The organism is Novosphingobium sp. G106 (assembly GCF_019075875.1).
Classification (GTDB): domain Bacteria; phylum Pseudomonadota; class Alphaproteobacteria; order Sphingomonadales; family Sphingomonadaceae; genus Novosphingobium.
This window is the reverse complement of record NZ_JAHOOZ010000001.1, coordinates 2,762,444-2,783,700: the sequence shown is the minus strand read 5'-3', so window position 1 is coordinate 2,783,700 and position 21,257 is coordinate 2,762,444. Positions and strand designations below refer to the sequence as shown.

The following is a 21,257-nucleotide window of genomic DNA, read 5'->3' as shown; positions in this document are numbered from 1 at the left end:
GCTTCTTTCCCGCTGACATGGCTGGAAATTTCAATGTCGTCCGCTGCAAGGCGGGCGACATTGCTTTTGCGCGCCGCGCGCTCGACCTGTTCGGCGAGGTGTTCGACGAGCGCGAGACATATTCTGGCAATCAGCCCGACGATGCCTGGCTTGGCGATCTGCTCGGCAGCGCGGACTTCGTCTTCCTCGCCGCGCGGGATGGCGAGGCTCCTGTCGGCGCGCTCGCGGCCTATGTGCTGCGCAAGTTCGAGCAGGCGCGGAAGGAAATCTACATCTACGACCTCGCCGTCGCCGAGCACCGTCGCCGCGAAGGCATCGCCACGGCGTTGATTGCCGAACTGCAGCGGATCGCCGGCGAGATCGGCGCCTGGGTCATCTACGTCCAAGCCGACTACGGCGACGATCCTGCCGTCGCGCTCTACACCAAGCTCGGCACGCGCGAGGATGTCATGCATTTCGATATCTCGCCGGCTTGAGGCTGGCCTCAAGCATCGCCTGCGCGGCGCGCGTGACGATTTGAAACCGCTGTGCCGAAATGTAAGACCGGGGCGAATCATCGGGAGAGAAGACCATGGCCGGCCGCATCCACGTTCCGCGGATCATCCACACGATCCATGCGACCACAGACATCTACGCCTGCCGGTTGCTCTACCAGGATGCGCTGGGCGGGCTGGTCTTCGCCGAAAATTACTTCCCCGCCGAGGACCGCGACTGCGCGCTGCTCTACGTGGCGAACCACATGGTCGAGCCGATGGCGCCGCGCAATCCGGAGGACATGACCAAGCCCTATGCGCGGATGGCGAGCAAGATCGGCCAGGCGTTTCACTCGTTCGAGCTCAAGGTCGAGAACGGCAAGGAAGCCAGTCAGGCCTTCCGCGATGCCGGGGCGACGGTGGCCAGCGACTACGGCGTGTTCTTTTTCGTCAAGGCCGAGTCGACCGGTGGCGTCCTGCTCGAGGTCTGCGAAACGACGATGCCCAACGATCCCTACGACCGCGTCGGCGGTTGGGGCGCGCATGTCGGCGTCGGCCATGCGAGCTCGGTGCTGCGGCTCGACCATATCGCCTGCGTCACGCAAGAGATCGAAAAGGCGGTGTCGTTCTTCACCAAGTCGGTAGACGGCGAAGTGCTGGTGGACGAGCGGACAGAGCTACCACAGCCGGCGCGCCGCGTGTTGATCCGGATCGGCGACACCAATGTGGCCTTTATCCAGCCCGACGACACGGCCTATGGTCCGCTCGGCGCCTTCCTCAGCAAGCAGCAGAACGGCATCTATGCGCTGGTCTGGCAGATCGCCGACGAGACCCAGGCGCGCGGACACTTCGACAAGCTGTCGCTGCGCCAGACGGCGGAAGGCTGCGTCTCGCCCGGCTTCGCGATCGATCCCGAGGACTTCCTCGGCGCGCGGCACGAGTTCGTAGTGGGTTAGACCACGCCCTCGCTGACCAGCGCACAGCCTTCGTCGGACAGCGTCTCGACCTGGAAGGTCGGGTGGCAGATGCGGAATTCGTGCTCGAGCCGGTGCGCGAGATCGTGGAGGAAGCGGTCCCCCGGATAGCCGCCGGGCATGACAAGATGCGCGGTGATCGCGTTCTCGGTCGTGCTCATCGGCCAGATGTGGAGATCGTGGACCGCGGTGACGCCGGGCTGGCTTTCCAGGAAGGTGCGGACCTTGGCCTGGTCGATGCCTTCGGGCACCGCGAGCAGTCCCATCCTCAGCGACTCGCGAAGCAGGCCCCAGCTGCCCCAGCCGATGACCAGCGTGATGATCAGCGAGGTGACCGGGTCGATCCAGGCGGCGCCCCATAGGATCACGCCGATGCCCGCGACGACCACGCCGGCGGAAACCGCGGCGTCGGCCAGCAGGTGTTGGAAGGCGGCGCGCAGGTTGATGTCGGTCTTGCTGCCCTTCGCGAAGATCAGCGCGGAAAGGCCGTTGATCGCGATGCCGATGGCAGCGACGACGACCATCGTCATGCCCTCGGTCGGCGCGGGATCGGAGAAGCGGCGGATCGTCTCGACCAGGATTGCGCCCAGCGCGACCCAGAGCAGCGCGGCATTGGCGATTGCCGCGAGGATCGAGGAACTCTTGAGGCCGTAGGTGAAACGCTCGCTCGGCGGCTTTGCGGCAAGCACGCTGGCGCCCCAGGCGAGCAGCAGCGAGAGCACGTCGGACAGGTTGTGGCCGGCATCGGCGATCAGCGCCATGGAGCCGCTGACCAGGCCTGCCGCTACCTCGGCGACGACGAAGGCGAGATTGAGCGCGACCGCGACAGCGAAGCCGGCGCCGCGCGGGGAGCCGTGGCCGTGCGAATGGCCGTGACCATGCGAATGTCCGTGGCCGTGGCTATGGCCGTGGTGGTGATCGTGACCGGCACCCATCGGGGCCATGTCGCATATGTTGCGAAGTGCGGCAACGATCGTTCGTCGCGCGGTCGGAACATCGGTGCCATCTAGGCCTTGCTCCCCCATCGCGGATGTACCTATCATGCCCGGCGACGACCCGGGCCAGCCGGGCGCCAGCCGGGAGATCGAGGATGTCCATAGCCGCCCAGGCGAGCCTGCTGCCGCGCTACACGCATGACCCGGACTGGGGGGCTCAAGCTACCCGAAGGCCGCTATCTCGGTTCGGTGACGGGCCTGCAGGTGACGCCCGACGGGCATGTCTGGGTGCTGCACATCGCCTCGATCATGGAATGGGGCCCGGTAGAAGGCACCAAAGACCCCGCCGCGCGGCTTCCCGCGGTCTGCGAGTTCGATGCTGACGGGAACTATGTCCAAGGCTGGGGCGGGCCCGACTGGCTGCCGCGCGAGGACGGGCTGCAGCAGTGGCCCAAGCAGGAGGAGACGATCTCCTTCGATGGCGACGGCAACGTCTGGGTTTTCGGCGCGAACACCGAATACGATCACGCGCTTCAGAAGTTCTGCCCCGACGGCAAGCTGCTGCTGCGGATCGGCAGGTTCGGCCGCAAGGGCAGCGACGATACACCCGACCTGCTCGGCTGCCCGACCGATGCCTGGCATGACGTCGCCCGGCGCGAGGTCTATGTCACCGACGGCTATACCAACCACCGCGTCGCCGTGTTCAACTCGGACACCGGCGAGTTCCTTCGCTCGTGGGGCGCCTACGGCAAGCCGCCGCGGCCGGCCGACGGCGCGGCGCGCGAGACGTTCAACAACCCGGTCCACGCCGTCAGCCTCGGGCCCGAAGGTCATCTCTACATCTGCGACCGCAAGAACGACCGCGTCCAGGTGTTCGACGCGGTCGGCCGAGAGGACGCGCAGTTCATCCGCGAGATCGAGGTCAACCGGCCGTCGCCCTTCGGCACCTGCTTCAACCTGGCCTTCACGCCGGGCGGCGAATTCATGGTGATCAACGACGGCAACAACAGCAATCTCGACGTGGTCGACGTCGCCGCCTGGAAGCACGTCCAGACCTTCCGCCCGCCCTTCTCGGATGGGATCGGCATGGAAGGCACGGTGCACAAGATTGCCACCGACGCCGCGGGCAATCTGCTGCTCGCACGGACCAGCATCGGCATCATCAAGCTGCGCTACGAAGGGCTGCACCCCGCATGACGAGAGACGTGGCCGCGCGCATGGACGAAGTCTGCGGCAATGCGCCGAGGCTCGAGCCGCTGAGCGACGAAGCGCTCGGCGAGCGGGAAATGGATGTGATCCTCCGCATGCGCGAGCTCACCGCCTATCCGGTCGAGCAGCCGGTCCATCCCTTCTTCACGACGCTGGCGCACCAGCCGGCGTTCTTCGAGGCCTATATGCAGCTCGGCATCTCGGCGATGGCGTCGGCCGAACTGCCGCAACGCACGCGCGAGCTGATCATCCTGCGCACCGGCTGGCTCTGCGGCGCGCCCTACCAGTTCGGCGAGCATGTCGTGACCGCCAGGAAAATCGGCGTGACCGCCGACGAGATCGAGCGGATCAAGCAGGGTTCCTCGGCCGAGGGCTGGGCCGAGGGTGACCGCGCGATCCTGAGGGCGGCCGAGGAACTGCACGCCGATGCAATGATTTCCGACGCGACCTGGGCGGGGCTCGCCGAGCGTCTTTCACCGCGCGAACTGATCGAGCTGATGATGATCGCCGGCCATTATCACCTGACCGCCTTCATCCAGAACTCGCTGCGCTTCCGGTTGAACGACTACAACCTGGGGCTCGAGTCGGTATGAAAGCCGTCCCGCTGCTCGAGCGTGTGCTTGACGTGGACGGACACGAGTTCGCGCCGCCGCACCTTTGGGGTGGAATCTTCGGCCCCGTTGCGGCGCGGCTGGCCGAGGTCTGCGCGCCGATGATCCGTGCGATGGGCGAGGACTATATCGAGCGCCCCGACCAGGCCGCCGACGACATGGCGATGACGCCGGAGAACGTCTGGACGCTGCGCCACACGGGCGCGCCCGGCGCTTTCGACATGACGCGGCGGCTCGAGGCGATGGACCTCATGGGCCTGCGCAGCCAGCTGATCTTCCCGAGCTATGGCCTCTGGGGCCAGATCCTCTCGACTCCCGAGGGCGGCGGGCCGATCGCCGCCTCGCTGCAGGCGATCATGGGATCGATTCCGGTCGAGGAGATGCGCAGCATCGGTTTTGCCGCGACCGACGAGTGGAACGACTGGAGCGTGCGGACAACCGCACTCGCGCCCGACCGGCTGCGCCCCGTGGGCATGTTCAAGGCGCCGCGCGATGTGGACGACCTGATGGCGCAGGCGCGCGACCTCATCGGGCGGGGGCTCAAGGGTCTGCTCGTGAACACCGGAGCACCGCTTGCCGGGCTCTCGCCGGCGTCCGAAGCGCTCGATCCGTTCTGGGCGCTGGCGGCCGAGCGAAATGTGCCGGTGCTGGCCCATGTCGGCAGCGACCTCGGTTTCCTGAATTCGCCCGAATGGGCCAATACCGCTGCCTTCGCGCCTCAGAAGCTGTCGATCGAGCTGGGCTTCGAACCCTACTCGCTGGCGACGACGCATCTGCCGGTCGAGCATTTCCTGACGGTCATGGTGCTGGGCGGCGTCTTCGAGCGGCATCCCGGCCTACGCTTCGGCGCGATCGAACTCGGTGCCCACTGGCTGGGGCCGCTCGCCGACAATCTCGACATGTGGGCTGAGAAGGTCTTCGCCCGGCGAATCGCCAGCGTGCTCTCGCGCCGACCATCTGAATATCTCGCGCGCAATGTCCGCGTGACGCCGCACAGTCTGGTTGAGCCGGTCGACCGGTTCTTCCGCCGCTATCTGCGCTTGGCCGACTGCTACTGCTATTCGACCGACTATCCGCACCTCGAAGGCGGGGCGCACAGCAAGAGCAAAATGGCGGAAATGCTGGAACCGCTTGGGCCGGAAGTGCTCGAGAAATACTTCGCCGGCAACGGGGCCTGGCTGCTGCCCTAGGAAACTTCCCGCGGATCGAGCTGGACAGCGCGCGTCGCCGGGGGCTGTGGCGTTTTTGTCGCAGTTCGGAAATAATCGACATTGCCGGCGCGACCTATCCTCAACTCGCCGACTTACCTTCTTCCTTGTCAGCAAACCGTCACATATCGCGTGTCTAGGGCGCCAGTAAGACCTGTGAACGCAAAATGAATGCGCACTAGCCGTCTGGGGGAAGATGCGCAGAAGGGTCCAACTATGCTGCTGCCGGGCGAGGCGCAGCGCGAACAGGGGACGTATCCGCTATGCATTTCAGACATTTCCTCGCAGCCAGCGCTGCCAGCCTTTCGCTCGCTTGCGCGCTCGCGACGCCGGCCATGGCACAGGAAACGACTTCGACGATTCGCGGCGTGGTGACGAGCGACGGCAAGCCTGTCGCCGGCGCTACCGTGGAGATCAAGGACACCAATACGGGCGCCAGGTCGACCGTGACCACGACCGGCGCCGGCGGCTTCGACGTTTCGGGCTTGCGCGCGGGTGATAGCTACACGGTTACCGTCAGCGCTTCGGGCTACGCCACGAACACCGTCACCGACGTCGTGACCGTGCTGGCGCAGGCTTATGAAGTGCCGATCGAACTCACGGCCGAGGGTCAGGAGATCGTCGTCAGCGCCGCGCGTCTCCAGGGTGCGGGATCGATCTCGCAGGGTCCGACGACGGTCCTCAGCGCCAACGACATCGCCCAGACTGCCAGTATCAACCGCGACATTCGCGACCTTTCGCGCCGCGATCCCTTCGCGCGCCTCGACGATTCCCCGACCGGCGGCCGCGCCATCTCCTTCGCTGGCCAGAACGCCCGCTACAACCGTTTCTCGGTCGATGGCGTTGCCATCACCGACAGCTTCGGTCTTAACACCGACGGCCTGCCCAGCCGCCGTTCGCCGATCCCGTTCGATGCGATCGGTCAGTTCCAGGCCAAGGTCGCGCCGTATGACGTGCGCGAAGGCAATTTCCAGGGCGGTTCGGTCAACATCGTCCTGCGTTCGGGCACCAACAAGTGGCAGGGCACGGCCTTCGCCGCCTATTCGGCCGACGAACTGACCGGCAAGAACACCAAGGCCGGCCCCGGTGTGCCGACCGGGCACGTCGTCCTGCCGAACTTCACCTACAAGAACTTCGGCGCCGAGATTTCCGGCCCGATCATCGAGGACAAGCTGTTCTTCATGATCGCCGGCGAGCGACTGCGCGCGCCGCTGCCGATCCCCGAGGGCACGGCCGAGAACAACGCGGGCACCGCGATCCCTACGCTGACGCAGGCGCAGGTTGACCTGATCTCGTCGATCGCCAAGTCCAAGTACGGTTATGACACGGGCGGCGTCGCCAAGACCAATGGCGACAAGGACGACCGCATCGTCGCCAAGCTGGACTGGAACATCTCGGACCGGCAGCGCGCTTCGTTGTCCTACACCTACGCCAAGGATTCGATCATCCTCGGCGTCAACAATTTCACGACGGCGCCTTTCGGGCTCAGCCTGCTGTCGAACGACTATATCAGCAGCAACCGCCTGCACACCGGCGTGTTCCAGTTGAACTCGGACTGGTCGGACAACTTCTCCACCGAGGTTCGCGGGTTCATCAAGGATTACAAGCGCGGCCAGGATCCGGCGCTCGGTCGCGGCTTCGCGAATTTCCAGGTTTGCGCGGCGCCGACTTCGGATCGCGACAGCAGCGCGGGCAACGCACTGGCGATCAACTGCAACACGAACTATTCCAGCGTCTATTTCGGCCCGGACGTGTCGCGCCAGACCAATGCCCTGCGCGTAAAGACCTATGGCGGCTTGCTTCAGGGACGCCTGAAGGCGGGCGACCACGACGTCAAGATTTTCGCCGAATTCCAGGACGTGAAGACCTTCAACTCGTTCCTGCAGCGTTCGGCCGGCGACTATTACTTCGACTCGATCGCCGACTTCCAGGCGGGCAATGCCCAGCGCTATCGTTACGGCAACGCCGTTCCGACGTTGGTCCCCGAAGACGCCGCAGCCAGCTTCCGCTATCAGGGTTACACCTTCGGCATCCAGGACAACTGGCGCGTCACCGATGCGCTGACGGTCAATGCCGGCCTCCGCTACGACCTCTATGGTGGTAACAGCCTGCCGGCGTTGAACGTCAACTTCCTCAATCGCTACGGCTTCCCCAACACCAAGTATGTCAACGGGTTGGACCTCTTCCAGCCGCGCTTCGGCTTCACCTGGAAGCCGATCAACACGCTGACGATCCGCGGCGGCGCGGGCATCTTCGGCGGCGGTACGCCGGACGTCTACGTATCGAACAGCTTTTCCAATACCGGTGTGCTGACCAACACGATCGACATTTCGCAGAACAACAATGGGACCTATGGCGGCGTCGGCGTCAACGCCACCAATGGCGCGGCGATCCTGACCAATGTCCAGGGCACGACGATACCGGGTGCGGCGAACACGTTGCTTACCAATGCGACGCTGAATACGCTGGCGCCGACCAACGCGCTGGCCAAGAACTTCAAGCTGCCCTCGCAGTGGCGCCTTACCCTGTCGGCCGATTGGCAGCCGGAGGACCTCGGTCCGCTCGGCGGCGGTTGGAGCTTCGGTGCGGACTTCCTCTATTCGCGCGTGCGCGAGCAGGTCTTCTTCACCGATCTGCGCGTGAAGGCCAATGGGCTGCTGACGCCGGATGGCCGCGCGCGTTATACGCCGGTCACCAGCTTTACCGATACCAACTCGGACATCCTGCTGGCTAACTCCAACCAGGGACGTGGCTATATCGGCGTGGTACGTGCCAGCAAGGTGTTCGACTTCGGCCTCGAGGCCAACGTCGCCTACACCTATTCGAACGTTAAGGATCGCAACCCAGCGACCTCCTCGACCGCGTCTTCGAACTATGGCGCGGGCGTCGCGCTCGATGCGAATGGTCCGGCCTACGGCATCTCGAACGATGAAGTTCGCGACTCGATCAAGTTCGACGTGAGCTTCAACCACGCGTTCTTCGGGGACTACAAGACGACCTTGGCGCTCTTCGGTGAAAGCCGCTCGGGACATCCGTTCAGCTATACCTTCCGCGACACCGCCACTCGTTCGACGGTGTTCGGCACGATCGGCACAGGCACGCGCTATCTGCTCTACGTGCCTACCGGCATCAACGATCCCAAGGTGTCCTACGCCAACGCGACCGATGCCCAGTTGTTCGACGACTATCTCAACAAGACCGGGCTTTCGAAATATCGCGGCCAGATCGCCCCGCGCAATGCTTTCCGCTCGGCCTGGGTGACGAGGCTCGACCTCCACTTCGCGCAGGAACTGCCCACTTTCGTCGGCGATGCGAAGTTCCAGCTGTTCATGGATATCGAGAACTTCACCAACCTGCTCAACAAGAACTGGGGCCAGATTCGCGAATATGCGTTCCCCTATTCGGTCTCGCCGGTGCAGGTGACCTGCCTGACCACGCCAGTTGCGACCGGGACCGCGCCGGGCGCCGCAACCGCTCAGAACGCCGGTCAAGCCTGCCAGCAGTACCGCTACACCGCCAACCAGACGTCGGGCGGGCAGTTCACCGCACCGACCGACACGATCTACGCCAAGCAGTCGCTCTACGCGATCCGCATCGGCGCGCGGATCAGCTTCTAGGCTTCGTCACGCCGCAAGCGTGTCAAAGGGGGAAGTGGGGAGGGGGCGAAAGTCCTCTCCCCTTTTTCATATGCGCTTCATCGGACTTGTGGTTATGTCCTTCGAAACGGGCGCGATTTTTCATTTTCCGGGGGAGTTTCCTGCCATGAATCCCATTCGCCGCCAGCGCGCCGCGCTGTTCCTTGCCGCTGCCTGTCTTGCACCGTTCGCCCAGGCTCACGCTGCCGGCTGCTCCGCTTCGGGCGCTGCGCCGCTCAGCATCGGCACCGTCCTGCCGGTCGAGCCCGGCGGTGCGCGCAGCTTCACGCTGGCGCTGGGCGTGCGTGAGGGGGTGATCGTCGATCTCGTCCGCGTCACGCCGAAGGCCTCGGGTGACGAAGGCGACGACGAGCACGATCGCGACGATGAGCATGGTGATTCTGGCAAGCCCGCGCTCCAGGGCATCAAGCTCTGCGACGCCAAGGGCAATATCCTGGCGCCGCAGCCGGGGGAGGTCTTTGCCAAGGGCGGCAGCCTGAGCACCACAGAGGACGGCGAGCGGCTGCGCTTCTTCGCCAATGCCGCCGGCGACTATCTCGTCACGGTCGCGCCGAGCGACGAGCCGCGCGAGATCCTTGTGCGCCGCCGCGAGGTGGGCAGCGGCCCGGCGCCGGTTGTCTCGGCCACGCTCGGCCGGGACCAGAAGGGCATCACCTCGTCGAGCGCGCCGATGGTCTTTTCCTTCGCCGGCACCGCCGGGCAATGGGTCGAGCTCAAGTCCACCTCGGAAAAGGACACGCTGTTGCGGCTCGCCGCGCCCGACCGCGAGGGTAACTATTCGGTCGTTGCCGAGAATGACGATAGCGACGGGCTCAACCCGATGATCCGGCGCAAACTGCCGATCACCGGCACCTATTTCGTCCAGGTCGATGCGCTGTCGGACGAGCCCGGCGAATTCGCGCTGACGCTGAACCGCATCGAGGCGCCGAAGCCGCCGCCGCCTCCTGCAGCGCTGCGGGTCGGGGCCACAGTTTCGGGCAAACTCGCCGACGGCGATGCCATCGCGATGTACGCGCTGCCGGTCGCGGCCGGCCACAGCTACCGCCTCGAACTGACCGCGACCTATGACGGCGTCGTCGCGATCGGCGTGCCCAATCCGGTCGAGCCCGACGACGGCGGCACCGGCGCCGATGCCGGCTTCACCGAGATCAAGTCCCAGGACAGCGGCACCACGGGTACCGAGAAGCTCAACTTTGCCGCGCGCGGTAACGGCCAGGTGCTGGTGCGGGTGAAGAGCTTCGGCATCGGCGAGACCGATGGCGGCTATACGCTGAAGGTTGTCGATCTCGGCGGGTAGGCTGTCGGACGAACATTGCACATCTGTGCTTCGGCAAGCTCAGCACAAGCGGGTTTTGGGAAACACCAAGGCCCGCTCAGCCTGAGCTTGTCGAAGGCCGCGCGCAACGCGCTCAATCGTAAACGCAGCCATCCAGCGCCGAATTGCGCACCACGCCGCTGCGCTTGGCGATGGTGTTGCCGTGGCGGCGGGTGAAGCCGGTCGCGTCGACCACCGCGCGCTTCTTCGGGCTGGGCAGGGCCGCGGCGATGCGCGCGGCCTCGATCGGGGTCAGCTTGGCGGCGGAGTGCTTGTAATAGCGCTGCGCCCCGGCCTCGACGCCGTAGGTGCCGATCCCGGTCTCGGCGACGTTGAGGTAGACCTCCATGATCCGCCGCTTGCCCCAGATGTTCTCGATCAGCAGGGTGAACCAGGTTTCCAGGCCCTTGCGCGCATAGCGGGTCCAGCCAGTGCCCTGCCATAGGAAGACGTTCTTGGCGGTCTGCTGGCTGATCGTCGAGCCGCCGCGCAGCTTGCCGCCATCGGCGTTGCGCTCCATCGCCTTCTCGATCGCCCGGCGGTCGAAGCCGTTGTGGGTGCAGAACTTGCTGTCCTCGCCGGCGATCACCGCGGCGACCATGTCGCGGTCGATGCGGCTTAGCGGCTCCCAGTCTTTCTCGAAGCCGTTGGAATCGAACAGCATCGTCAGCGTGATCGGCGGCGGCACGAATTTGTAGATCACGGTCATGCCGACGCTGATCGCGAGGAAATAGAGGATTATGCGCCCGATCCACCAGCCGATCCGATACATCCGACCATGTTCGGAGCGGGGCGAGGAGCGCTTGAAGAAGCTGAAAGCCATGGCCGCTGGTTAGCGGAAGAGGCCCGGCGAGGTAAACGGGCGCAGTGCGGTTGTCCGCGGGGAGATCGGGCAGTAGGCATGTCTTCATGAAAAGATCACTCGCCGGGATCGGCCTTTCTCTCGCGTTCGGCCTCGTGCCGCAGATCGCCCACGCGGAAGACCGCGATTTCTGCGCCAACCGGCCGGGGCTGGGTACCCCCGCTTGCACGCTCGCGCCCGGTCGCGCCATGATTGAGGTTGGCGTCGCGGGCTGGGATCACACGAGCGACGGCGCTTCGATCGAGGACGAAGTGACCTTGGGCGATGCGCTGCTGCGAGTCGGCGTCACCGAGACCACAGAAGTCCAGATCGGCCTCGCCAGCCATGTCATCGACCGCAGCCGCGACCGAGTTACGGGGGCGATCATGCGCGACGCAGGCATCGGCGATGGCACCTTCGCCGTGAGGCAGAGCCTGAGCGGACCCAACGGCAAGGTCGCGGTGCAGGCCTTCGTCACCACGCCGTTGCGCGGTGGCGGGCCGGCGAGCTTCGGCATGCTGCTTCCGGCCGGTTTCGACCTGCCCAGCGGTTTCGAGCTCGATCTCACCCCCGAAGTCGATCTTGCCGCGAACGGGAGCGGGAATGGCCACCACCTCGCCTGGGGCGGTGTCGTCGGCCTGTCGCACCCGCTCGCCAAGCAGGTGAGCCTGACCGGGGAGGTCGCCGCATTCCGGGATGACGACCCGACCGGGCACAGCACCGATGCGCGGGTCGCGTGCTCGCTGGCCTGGCAGGTGAGCGACAGGTTCCAGCTCGACGTAGAGGCTGATGCCGGGCTTTCGTCCGACGCGCCCGACCGCTCCTTGCTGTTCGGGCTGGCCTGGCAGTTCCGCTGATAACGAAGAGGATGTTTCGATGACCGACCTTGAGGCGATCCAGCAACTGATTCACCGCTACACCGACGGCTGCAACCGGCAGGACTGGCCGCAGGTCATGGCGACTTTTGCCGAGGACGGCATCTGGGAGGTGGCGGGAGCAGAACTGACCGGCCATGCCACGATCCAGGCGGCGATGGCCGGGTTCCTCGCGGGCATGGACTATTTCACCCAGCTGGCATCAGCCCCGGTCATCGCCGTCGACGGCGACCGGGCGACCGCCCGCACCACGATCCGCGAAGCCGGCAAGTTCGCCGGCCGCGACGAGGGGCTGGAAATCCTCGGCTATTACGCCGACGACCTGGTGCGAACCGCGGCGGGCTGGCAGTTCGCCCGGCGCAAGTTCAACAGCTTCGGCATGCACCGCTTTGCGTTGCTGCCGGGACCGGCGTTCTAGTGATCAACTTGACCGAACCAAATTCGTCACTCCGGACTTGATCCGGGGTCCCGCTCGTTGCGTCTAGGGGCAAGGTCGCAAAGGCAGCGGGATCCCGGATCAAGTCCGGGATGACGGTGTAAGGCGATGACGCTCTAGGCTGAGGGCTTCGGCTCGCGCGGCCAGCGGTGGGTGGGCCGGGTTAGCATCGTGATCATTCCCTCGGGCACGCTGACCTTGGCCAGGTCGTCGGTCACCGCATCCATCGCCGAGGCCTTGAGCGCCTTGGCAGCATCCTGCGGCGTCGCGAACCAGCATTCCTCGATCGCGTCGAATGGGAAGGGGGCGGGCGGGGCTTCGATGCTGAAATTGATCGCCCAGCGGCTGACGCCGAGCTCGCCGGCCTTTTCGGCGGCGAGGCGCGAGTGCGCGTCCTTGAGATAGGCGTCGAAGTCCTCGCGCGACACTTCGGGCCGGCGCAGCAGGAAGCGGAATACCGCGGCCTCACCCAGCGGACCGTCGACCGGGCGTTTCTCGGTGCAGTAGAAGCTGAAGTCGGGGGTGTAGCGGTCGAACACGCGCAGTTCGTCCTCGTCGATCAGCACGCGCTGTTCCTTCGAGAAGCCCTTGCCGTAGAAGGTGTCGAGCACCGGCGCCTCGGAGACGCTGACGCCGTCGTGCTCGGTAGAGACCGGCAGGTCGCCGAGCGAGGGATCGTCGATGCGCGTGGTATAGCGCATCCAGTCGATCGTCCCGTCCATCGCCGGGAACTGGCTGGCGAAGACGGCGTGCGACTTCCAGGTGCGTGGCCAGTCTTCCCAGGCGACGTTCTTCGCGCGGCGGGCCAGATAGAGCATCTTGTAGGGCATCGTTCTCTCCGATTTCTTGTTTGAGCGGGTCAGGCCCTGAAGATCATGACAGATCGGCTTCGCTGAACACCGCGATGGGCTCGATGGCCTTCATCATGATAAGCGGGATCACGCGGGTCGTGCGCGTCTGATAGACGCCGTAGAACGGGAAGCTGTCGACCATGAAGGCCCAGACCTTTTCGCGCTCGGCGCCCTCGGGCTCGCGCCATGAGGCGCGGAAGGCCTGGGTAGCGATCTGGAAGTCGACCGTCTCGGCGGCGCGGATGTTGTGATACCACTGCGGGCTGTCGTCGGCGCCGCCCTTCGAGGCGCAGATCACCACTTCGCCGCCGATGTCGCCGTAGCTGAGCCCCTGGATCATCGTCTTGCCGCTCTTGCGGCCCTTGTAGCGGATCAGGCAGTGCGTGCCGAAAGGATGGCCGTCGGCTCCGGTCAGGTCCATGATATGGCCCTGCGCGCCGCCCGAGCGCAGATAGAGCCGGCGGTGTTCCTTGACCCATTCGAACGTCCCGGCCGGGCGCGTGATCTCGGGTAGCTGGCTCACTCTTTATCCTCTCGGCTGAACGGTTTCCCCGATCTAGTCCGGCTTCGTAAAGCCTGTCCACGGGGATGGCCGGTCGGTCGCTGTCGGGCAAGAGCCATGACCGTCAAAGCAAACCGGACAAAAGAAAACCCCCCGCCCGATGAGGGGCGGGGGTCAATTCGTTTCACCCTACGAGCGAGATTACATCGCCGGGATCAGCCGCCTGTCGAGGGCGATGCGCTGCATCGCCTTCTGCAGCTTCTCGAAGGCACGAACCTCGATCTGGCGGACGCGTTCGCGGCTGACGTGATAGACCTGGCTCAGTTCCTCGAGCGTCTTGGGGTCGTCGATCAGCCGCCGTTCGGTCAAGATCTGCTTCTCGCGGTCGTTGAGGCTGTCCATCGCTTCCACCAGCATGGCGTGGCGCATGGTCGTCTCTTCGGCATCCGCGACGAGCTCGTCCTGCAGCGGGCCGTTGTCGGGCAGCATGTCCTGCCACTGGCCTTCGCCGTCCTCACGGAACGAGACGTTGAGCGAGGCGTCGCCGCCCAGCATCATGCGCCGGTTCATGTTCACCACTTCGGTCTCGGACACGCCGAGCGTGGTGGCGATCTTCGCGACGTCGTCGGGATGCAGGTCCGCATCTTCGTAGGCGTCGAGGTTCTTCTTCATGCGCCGCAGGTTGAAGAACAGCTTCTTCTGCGCCGCAGTGGTGCCCATCTTCACCAGGCTCCACGACCGCAGGATGAACTCCTGGATCGAGGCCTTGATCCACCACATGGCATAGGTCGCCAGGCGGAAGCCGCGCTCGGGCTCGAATTTCTTCACGCCCTGCATCAGGCCGATGTTGCCTTCGGAAATCAGCTCTGAAACCGGCAGGCCATAGCCGCGGTAGCCCATGGCGATTTTCGCCACGAGTCGCAGATGGCTCGTCACCAGTTGCGCTGCCGCTTCCGGATCACCATGTTCCGAGTAACGCTTGGCGAGCATGTATTCCTGCTCAGGTGCAAGCACAGGGAACTTCTTGATTTCCGACAGATAGCGGTTGAGGCTCTGCTCACCACCCAAAGTCGGCACTACAGGAAGATTACGTTCCATATCGCTCACGCTTACGAGTTGCCCCGCTCCTTAAAAGTCGGCGTACCGTTGCTAGCCCTATAAAAGGCGCCTGCCCTGGCCGCCACGCACGTTTGGTTTATAACACGAAAGTTCTTCACCGGTTCCGCAATTCTCCGATCAGTGTGACCATGTCTTCCGGTAATTCGCTGGCGAAACGGACAGCTTCTCCGGTGCCCGGATGAATGAAGCCGAGCTCTGCGGCATGAAGCGCCTGGCGCTGAAACCCGAGGGTTTGGAGGATCGGCCGGAGCCGTGGGGGAGAACGTCCATAGACAGGATCCCCTAATAGCGGATGGCCGATTGACGACATATGAACGCGCACCTGGTGTGTACGCCCGGTCTCCAACCGGCACTCGACCAGGGCGGCACCCTGTAGCGGTTCGAGGGTCTTGTAGTGGGTGACCGCATGCTTGCCGCGGCCATCCTCGACCAGGGCCATCTTCTTGCGATTGACGTTCGAACGGGCGATCGCACCCCGTATCGTGCCTGCGAGCGGTACCGGCAGACCGGCGACCACCGCATGATAGGCGCGTTCGATCGAATGGTCGGCGAACTGCTTCGCCAGCCCCTCGTGTGCCGCATCGGTCTTGGCGACCACCAGCAGCCCCGAGGTGTCCTTGTCGATCCGGTGGACAATTCCCGGCCGCGCCACGCCGCCGATGCCCGAAAGCTGGCCGCGGCAGTGATGCAGCAGCGCGTTGACCAGCGTCCCGTCGAGATTGCCCGCGGCGGGATGGACCACGAGCCCCGCGGGCTTGTCGACCACGATCAGCCATTCGTCCTCGAACGCGACGCTCAGCGGAATGTCCTGCGCTGCGGCTTTGGCCGGAATGGCTTCGGGAACGCGAATCGCGAAAGCGGTGCCCTGGGCGGGCTTCAGCGAGGCCTGGCTCACCGGCTTGCCGCCGAGCGCGATCCGGCCTTCGCCGAGCAGCGCCTTGACGCGCTCGCGCGACAGTCCGCTCGCGTCGGCCAAAGCCTTGTCGAGGCGCAGGCCATCGGCGGAAATCACGCCTTCGATGATGCTTTCCCCCTGGATCACAGATAGAAGATGGGGATGGTCATCGAAGTCTCAAGTGATGTTATTGCAACAGTTATTGCAGAAGCCGCGCGTGCCGGTCCCGCCGAATGCTGCGGTCTGCTTTTGGGACGATCGGGGCGGATTTCCGAGGCGCGCCCGGCGGCCAATGTCGCGGCCGAACCGCTGTTGCGCTTCGAGATCGACCCGGCCGCGCTATTCGCCGTTCACCGCGAGGCCAGGGCAGGCGGACCCGAACTGATCGGCTACTACCATTCGCATCCCAGCGGCCACCCGCGCCCCTCGGCGACCGATTGCGAGCATGCCAGCGGCGACGACCGGGCCTGGGCCATCGTGGCGGGCGGTGGGGTCGCCTTCTGGCGCGATACGACTAACGGCTTCGAGCCGCTTTCCCATTGCGTGGTTGATGGTTAAGGGGGGATCAAACGGGGAAAGCTAACGCACGATGACCACCAGCTCGCTCGAACTTGCCAGCCTGCTCTGCTCGCGCCTCTGCCATGACATGCTCAGCCCGGTCGGCGCGCTGACCAACGGGCTCGAGCTGCTGGCCGACGAACGCGATCCCGAGATGCGGAAGCGCTGCTTCGAACTGCTCGAACAGAGCGCGCGGATCTCGGCGGACAAGCTCAAGTTCTTCCGCCTCGCCTTCGGCGCCGCCGGCGGTTTCGGCGAGATGATCCCGGTCGCCGAAGCGCGCCAATTGGTCGATGCGCTGGTCGGCAACAACGGCCGGATCGAGGTCAACTGGGCCCTGGCGAACGACGCTTTGCCCAAGCCGGCGGTCAAGACGCTGCTCAACCTGGCGCTGATCGCCATCGAATCGCTTGTGCGCGGCGGCACGCTCGATATCGGCGCGGAACTCCGTGAAGGCGTCAGCGAGATCGTCGTGCGCGCCGCCGGCGCGCGGATCGCTTTCGACAAGGACATCGGCCGCGCGCTCGACGGGTCCATGCCCGCCAGCGAACTCGCCAGCCGCACCGCGCCCGCGGCAATGCTGCGCGAGCTCGCGGCCAGTCTCGGCGGCCATCTGCAATGGGCGCTCAGCGACGAAGCGCTGGTCCTTGGCGCGGAACTGCCGGTGGTGTGAGCATGATCCGGTGGTGAACCGCTGGCTGGTCAATCGCGAGCAACCGTCGCCCAACTGGGACGAGCGGGCGCTGCCCGTTTCGATGGTCGTGCTGCACTATACGGGCATGCAGACCGGGCAGGAGGCGCTCGAGCGGCTCTGCGATGCCGAAGCCAAGGTCTCCGCGCACTACATCATCGACGAGGACGGCACGGTCACCGCGCTGGTGCCCGAGGACAAGCGCGCCTGGCATGCCGGCCGATCCTATTGGCGCGGGATCACCGACATCAACTCGGCGAGTGTCGGCATCGAACTGGTCAATCCCGGCCACGAATGGGGTTACCGCGCCTTTCCCGAGGCGCAGATGGATGCGCTGCTGCCGCTGCTGGCCGACATCGTCGAGCGGCACGACATCGATCCGGCCAATGTCGTCGGCCATTCCGACATCGCCCCGGCACGCAAGGAGGATCCGGGCGAATTGTTCGACTGGCCGCGGCTCGCCAAGCTGCGGCTGGCGCTGCCGACCCCCAAGGCCAAGATGAACCTGCTCTACGATAATCCCGGCGCTTTCTATCTGGCGCTCGAGCGGTTCGGCTACGACATCGCCGACGGCCACGCTGTCGTACGCGCCTTCGAGCGGCGCTGGCGGCCGAACAAGATCGAGGGCGAAATCGACGGCCAGCTCGGCGGCATCCTGTTCGAACTGCTGCTCGAGCGCGACATGTCGGATCGCGGCATGTTGGACGACAACGATTGACGTGCTAGGGCGGCCGCGCCGGGGGACCGGGCAGCCGCGTCATCGCAAGATGCCGAGGAAAGTCCGGGCTCCACGAAACAAGGGTGGCGGGTAACGCCCGCCGGCCCTCGCGAAAGCGGGGGTTAGGGAAAGTGCCACAGAGAGCAGACCGCCTGACCCCTTTAGATTTATTCTAGTAGGGACAGGTAAGGGTGAAAGGGTGCGGTAAGAGCGCACCGCGCTGCCGGTAACGGTGGCGGCATGGCAAACCCCACCCGGAGCAAGACCGAATAGGGGCGGCGTGCCTGTTTGCAAGAATGGGCGGGGCGGTTTCGGCCCTTGATCGCCCGGGTTGGTTGCTAGAGCGGCGCGGCAACGCGTCGCCGAGAGGAATGGCTGCCGGCGTCTGTTTGTCCTTCGGGATACGGCAGGCGTCACAGAACCCGGCTTACAGGTCCCCCGGCAAATTTCGGACCTGTCAGGCCTCCCGCGTAGCCACGCTGATCGCGCCGTCATGCTCGGCCGTCTCGATCAGCCAGCGCCGTCCACCTTCGAGCGCCAGCGCGGTCAAGCGGCCCGACATGTAGGCGCCGGTGTCGATGCCGATGCGGTTGGCGTTCATTTCGGGTTCGGCGCTGATCGAATGGCCGTGGACCACCATGTGCCCATGCCAGCCCGAATGGCTGAGGAACGGCTCGCGGATCCAGCGCAGGTCCTTGAGGCTTTGCGCTTCGATCGCGGTGCCCGGCCGGATGCCGGCATGGACGAACAGGTAGTCGCCGATCGCGACGAAATCCTCGAAGCTTCCGATGAATTCGATGTCGGCGCCCGGCACCGCTTCGATCATCAGGGCCTGTGCCTCGGCGAAATCGGCGGTGCGGAAAGTCGCTGCGTCGACCGGATAGGAGAGGATCGTCTCGTCCCCGCCATAGCGCAGGAAATTGCGGAAGATATCCAGGTCGTCAAAGCTCTGCAGGAACTTCTCTTCGTGGTTGCCGCAAATCAGCCGCACCGCGCGCCGCTCCCGCCAGTCGCGGGCGAAAGCGAGCACTTCCGCGCTCGCCGGGCCCCTGTCGATGAGGTCGCCCAGCAGCACGATCGTGGTCTCGGCCGGGCCGCGCGCGGCATCGTCGGCCTCGATTTCCGCGGCGAGGGCGGTCAGCAGGTCCAGCCGGCCGTGGATGTCGCCGATCGCATAGAGGCGCTCGCCCGGTGGAACCTCGGGTAGCGGCCGGACCTCTTTGGGCGACCAGAGCTGGCGGATCTTTTTGAGCATTTTTGAGAACCCTGCGCACGCCATAGGCCGGCGTCGGCGGGGCCACAAGCAGTGTGAGAATCCCATGTTGCTGAATGGCAACACAAGATTGCTATTGTGTAACACAAGATTGCAAAGTGTCTTGTGCGATGCAGCATCCGACTCCACCCTTAGACCGCAATCGCAACAATGCGCCCGCGGAACGAGGCGCCAGGCGATGCGAGATTGGGGCGACCAACTCTACTTCGTGAGGGAATTACCGATGTTTACGTCCATTCGCGGCCTGCTCGCCGCTACTGCTCTGGCCGGTGCTGCTCTGGCGGCGACGCCCGCTTTCGCCGACGAAACGGACGCGCCGAGCGCGATCACCGTGACCGGAAACGTCGCTCTCGTGACCGACTACCGCTTCCGCGGCCTTTCGCAGTCGAGCGGCGATCCGGCAGTCCAGGGCGGTATCAACGTCAACCACTCGAGCGGTCTCTATGTCGGCGTGTGGTCGTCCTCGACCAGCTTCAAGGTCGTCGGTCCGGCGGCTGAATCCGTCTACGGCAGCCAGGAACTCGACATCTTCGGTGGCTGGACCGGCGCCGTGGCGAGCGGCGTCACCGCCGACGTCGGCCTGCTATACTACGCCTATCCTAACGGCCATGTCGGCAAGGCTGAGTTCTTCGAGCCCTATGCGTCGCTTTCGACGACGCTGGGTCCGGTGTCGGGCAAGCTGGGCGTGAACTATGCCTGGAAGCAGGAAGCGCTGAACTTCAACGGCGGCGGTAAGGACGACAACGTCTATATCTACGGCGAGCTGAGCGGCGGCATTCCGAACACGCCGGTCTCGCTGTCGGGCCACCTCGGCTACACCGACGGCGCGCTGTCGCCCAAGTTCGCCACGGGCCAGACCGTCGATTACAAGGGCGGTCTCGACTGGAACGTGGGCGCGACTTTCGCGATCACCAAGAACCTGTCGGTCATGGGCCAGTATGTCGGCGTCGAGGGCCGTAGCATTGACGGCTATTCGAACGACACCGTCGTCGGCACGCTCAAGCTGAGCTTCTGATCGGCGTCTTAGACTAAAAGAAAGGGCCCGGCGGAGCAGTCCGCCGGGCGCTTTTTATGTCCTGCGGGTACGCTTGAAGGCGGCCATGACGAAGGACCCCATGAAGGCGCCGCCGAGAATCCAGGGCAGGTCGGCCAGCGAAGCCAGGCCAGCGAGGCAGGCGATCAGGCCGAGCACACCGAGGATGGCGACGAGGGTGACAGCGCACTGCGCCGCCTCGATCGCAGCGGCCAATGGGCGGGCGGCGGGATGAGCCTTCATGGAATCGCGTGCCAATTCATCCATGCAGCATGGCACGGCGGCGCGTGCTGGCAACCGCGGCGATGGCCGCGTGCCAAAACGGGAGGCTAGCGAGCTAGCAGTCCGCGGGCGACCAACCGCGCCAGAAAGCCAGCATAGTTCTCCGGCTCGGGCGAGGTCATCCAGGACTTTCCGTCGTGCTCATCGGTGAAGCTCGTGGCGAAGATCAGCCTAATGATGACGCGCGCCGTAGCGTCGACTTCCTCGATGGCAAGTTCGCCGCCCGCCTGCGCATCGCTCAGCAACATGCGCAGCGGCTCGAAGAAGATGCGGCGCGTGGCATCGAGCATGTCGGAGCGCAGCGCGGCGATATAGTCGGGATCCAACGTGAGCAGTCTTTGCAGGGCCTTGGACTGCGGTTTCGCGATCGCCTCGAGCCCTGCCTCGATATAGTGCCGCAGCCGGTCCTCGGCGTCCCCGCTCCTGTCGTATTCGAGCGCGCCTGCGCCCTGCAGCAGTTCGCCGATCACCGCGAGGGCAAGCTGCGTCTTGTTCGGATAGCGCGCGTAAAGCGACTTGCGCGAAATGCCCGCAGCCAGAGCCACGGCATGCATCGTCGTCGCTTCGCCCTGCTCCAGCAGCAGTTGCAGTGCGGCATCGCGGATCGCGCGGTCGATCTCCGCCGCTTCGATGAGCCTGGGCCGGCCCTTGCCGCGCGCGCCCGATGCCATTCCAACCTTTCCCGCGGCCCATGCCGCCTAGCGAACGCTTGTCGAAAGGCAGCATAGCGCCTCGCGAAAATAAAAGAAACAGACTTGTATATTTATCGGGCCGAGGTTAATTCGCGAGGGAGAGTTGAAGG

At 65.0% G+C, this 21,257-nt stretch carries 22 protein-coding genes and 1 other RNA gene; 14 read left to right on the top strand and 9 right to left on the bottom strand.

Features of this window, described 5'->3' with window-relative positions; translation table 11 throughout:
• Positions 1-17 precede the first annotated feature (17 nt).
• Complete coding sequence (locus KRR38_RS13295) at positions 18-476, top strand: AAC(3)-I family aminoglycoside N-acetyltransferase (RefSeq protein ID WP_217402197.1); 459 nt, start codon at positions 18-20, stop codon at positions 474-476.
• 95 nt (positions 477-571) lie between these two features.
• Positions 572-1,429, top strand: a complete 858-nt coding sequence (locus KRR38_RS13290; RefSeq protein ID WP_217402194.1) for a lactoylglutathione lyase — start codon at positions 572-574, stop codon at positions 1,427-1,429.
• Here the strand turns inward: KRR38_RS13290 and KRR38_RS13285 are convergent.
• Positions 1,426-2,382 carry a cation diffusion facilitator family transporter gene (locus KRR38_RS13285; RefSeq protein ID WP_217407256.1) on the bottom strand — a complete coding sequence of 319 codons (957 nt, stop codon included), beginning with the start codon at positions 2,380-2,382 and terminating at the stop codon, positions 1,426-1,428. The genes KRR38_RS13290 and KRR38_RS13285 overlap by 4 nt on opposite strands.
• Before the next feature lie 198 nt (positions 2,383-2,580).
• Here KRR38_RS13285 and KRR38_RS13280 point away from each other — a divergent pair, with 198 nt between their 5' ends.
• The 5 genes from KRR38_RS13280 to KRR38_RS13260 all read left to right on the top strand — a co-directional run bounded on the left by KRR38_RS13280 (position 2,581) and on the right by KRR38_RS13260 (position 10,363).
• Positions 2,581-3,579, top strand: coding sequence for a hypothetical protein (locus tag KRR38_RS13280; RefSeq protein ID WP_217402192.1), 999 nt, complete (start codon positions 2,581-2,583; stop codon positions 3,577-3,579).
• On the top strand, positions 3,576-4,184 hold the full coding sequence (locus KRR38_RS13275; protein ID WP_217402190.1) for a carboxymuconolactone decarboxylase family protein: 609 nt from the start codon (positions 3,576-3,578) through the stop codon (positions 4,182-4,184). The genes KRR38_RS13280 and KRR38_RS13275 overlap by 4 nt, the downstream gene beginning before the upstream one ends.
• The gene (locus tag KRR38_RS13270; protein WP_217402188.1) at positions 4,181-5,392 is read left to right on the top strand and encodes an amidohydrolase family protein; all 1,212 of its coding nucleotides are present in this window, start codon (positions 4,181-4,183) and stop codon (positions 5,390-5,392) included. Before KRR38_RS13275 ends, KRR38_RS13270 begins: the two co-directional genes overlap by 4 nt.
• A gap of 281 nt (positions 5,393-5,673) precedes the next feature.
• Positions 5,674-9,027: a TonB-dependent receptor gene (locus KRR38_RS13265; protein WP_217402186.1), complete on the top strand. Its 3,354-nt coding sequence runs from the start codon at positions 5,674-5,676 to the stop codon at positions 9,025-9,027.
• 145 nt (positions 9,028-9,172) lie between these two features.
• On the top strand, positions 9,173-10,363 hold the full coding sequence (locus KRR38_RS13260) for a hypothetical protein (RefSeq protein WP_217402184.1): 1,191 nt from the start codon (positions 9,173-9,175) through the stop codon (positions 10,361-10,363).
• A 112-nt stretch (positions 10,364-10,475) separates the two neighbouring features.
• On the opposite strand, the gene mtgA is transcribed toward KRR38_RS13260, so the two are convergent.
• A complete protein-coding gene (mtgA, locus tag KRR38_RS13255) occupies positions 10,476-11,153 on the bottom strand; it encodes a monofunctional biosynthetic peptidoglycan transglycosylase (RefSeq protein ID WP_217407255.1) in 678 nt (225 codons plus the stop codon).
• A 137-nt stretch (positions 11,154-11,290) separates the two neighbouring features.
• Between mtgA and KRR38_RS13250 the strand changes: the two genes are divergently transcribed.
• Both KRR38_RS13250 and KRR38_RS13245 read left to right on the top strand, forming a co-directional pair.
• Positions 11,291-12,079 (top strand): transporter, encoded by a 789-nt coding sequence (locus KRR38_RS13250; RefSeq protein ID WP_217402182.1) that lies wholly within the window; start codon positions 11,291-11,293, stop codon positions 12,077-12,079.
• 19 nt (positions 12,080-12,098) lie between these two features.
• Complete coding sequence (locus tag KRR38_RS13245; protein WP_217402180.1) at positions 12,099-12,515, top strand: nuclear transport factor 2 family protein; 417 nt, start codon at positions 12,099-12,101, stop codon at positions 12,513-12,515.
• Between the two features lie 134 nt (positions 12,516-12,649).
• Here the strand turns inward: KRR38_RS13245 and KRR38_RS13240 are convergent, their stop codons facing one another.
• From KRR38_RS13240 to KRR38_RS13225, 4 genes are all read right to left on the bottom strand, one after another.
• Positions 12,650-13,363, bottom strand: coding sequence for an EthD domain-containing protein (locus KRR38_RS13240; protein ID WP_217402178.1), 714 nt, complete (start codon positions 13,361-13,363; stop codon positions 12,650-12,652).
• A gap of 43 nt (positions 13,364-13,406) precedes the next feature.
• Positions 13,407-13,907 (bottom strand): nitroreductase/quinone reductase family protein, encoded by a 501-nt coding sequence (locus KRR38_RS13235; RefSeq protein ID WP_217402176.1) that lies wholly within the window; start codon positions 13,905-13,907, stop codon positions 13,407-13,409.
• A 180-nt stretch (positions 13,908-14,087) separates the two neighbouring features.
• A complete protein-coding gene (rpoH, locus tag KRR38_RS13230) occupies positions 14,088-14,984 on the bottom strand; it encodes an RNA polymerase sigma factor RpoH (protein ID WP_217407254.1) in 897 nt (298 codons plus the stop codon).
• Between the two features lie 115 nt (positions 14,985-15,099).
• The gene (locus tag KRR38_RS13225) at positions 15,100-16,047 is read right to left on the bottom strand and encodes an RluA family pseudouridine synthase (protein WP_217402174.1); all 948 of its coding nucleotides are present in this window, start codon (positions 16,045-16,047) and stop codon (positions 15,100-15,102) included.
• Positions 16,048-16,062: 15 nt separating this feature from the next.
• Here KRR38_RS13225 and KRR38_RS13220 point away from each other — a divergent pair, with 15 nt between their 5' ends.
• The 4 genes from KRR38_RS13220 (at position 16,063) to rnpB (ending at position 18,313) form a co-directional block, all read left to right on the top strand.
• The gene (locus KRR38_RS13220) at positions 16,063-16,458 is read left to right on the top strand and encodes a M67 family metallopeptidase (RefSeq protein WP_217402172.1); all 396 of its coding nucleotides are present in this window, start codon (positions 16,063-16,065) and stop codon (positions 16,456-16,458) included.
• Between the two features lie 31 nt (positions 16,459-16,489).
• Positions 16,490-17,131, top strand: a complete 642-nt coding sequence (locus KRR38_RS13215; RefSeq protein ID WP_217402170.1) for a histidine phosphotransferase family protein — start codon at positions 16,490-16,492, stop codon at positions 17,129-17,131.
• A gap of 13 nt (positions 17,132-17,144) precedes the next feature.
• Positions 17,145-17,867, top strand: coding sequence for an N-acetylmuramoyl-L-alanine amidase (locus KRR38_RS13210; protein WP_217402168.1), 723 nt, complete (start codon positions 17,145-17,147; stop codon positions 17,865-17,867).
• Positions 17,868-17,885: 18 nt separating this feature from the next.
• Positions 17,886-18,313, top strand: an RNA gene (gene rnpB / locus KRR38_RS13205) — RNase P RNA component class A.
• Between the two features lie 11 nt (positions 18,314-18,324).
• Here rnpB and KRR38_RS13200 read toward each other — a convergent pair.
• Positions 18,325-19,122, bottom strand: coding sequence for a metallophosphoesterase (locus tag KRR38_RS13200; protein WP_217402166.1), 798 nt, complete (start codon positions 19,120-19,122; stop codon positions 18,325-18,327).
• A gap of 241 nt (positions 19,123-19,363) precedes the next feature.
• Between KRR38_RS13200 and KRR38_RS13195 the strand changes: the two genes are divergently transcribed.
• Positions 19,364-20,155 carry a TorF family putative porin gene (locus tag KRR38_RS13195; RefSeq protein WP_217402164.1) on the top strand — a complete coding sequence of 264 codons (792 nt, stop codon included), beginning with the start codon at positions 19,364-19,366 and terminating at the stop codon, positions 20,153-20,155.
• A gap of 54 nt (positions 20,156-20,209) precedes the next feature.
• On the opposite strand, the gene KRR38_RS13190 is transcribed toward KRR38_RS13195, so the two are convergent.
• Together KRR38_RS13190 and KRR38_RS13185 are read right to left on the bottom strand one after the other, a co-directional pair.
• Complete coding sequence (locus KRR38_RS13190; RefSeq protein ID WP_217402162.1) at positions 20,210-20,416, bottom strand: hypothetical protein; 207 nt, start codon at positions 20,414-20,416, stop codon at positions 20,210-20,212.
• A gap of 86 nt (positions 20,417-20,502) precedes the next feature.
• Positions 20,503-21,126 carry a TetR/AcrR family transcriptional regulator gene (locus KRR38_RS13185; protein WP_217402160.1) on the bottom strand — a complete coding sequence of 208 codons (624 nt, stop codon included), beginning with the start codon at positions 21,124-21,126 and terminating at the stop codon, positions 20,503-20,505.
• Positions 21,127-21,257: the final 131 nt, after the last annotated feature.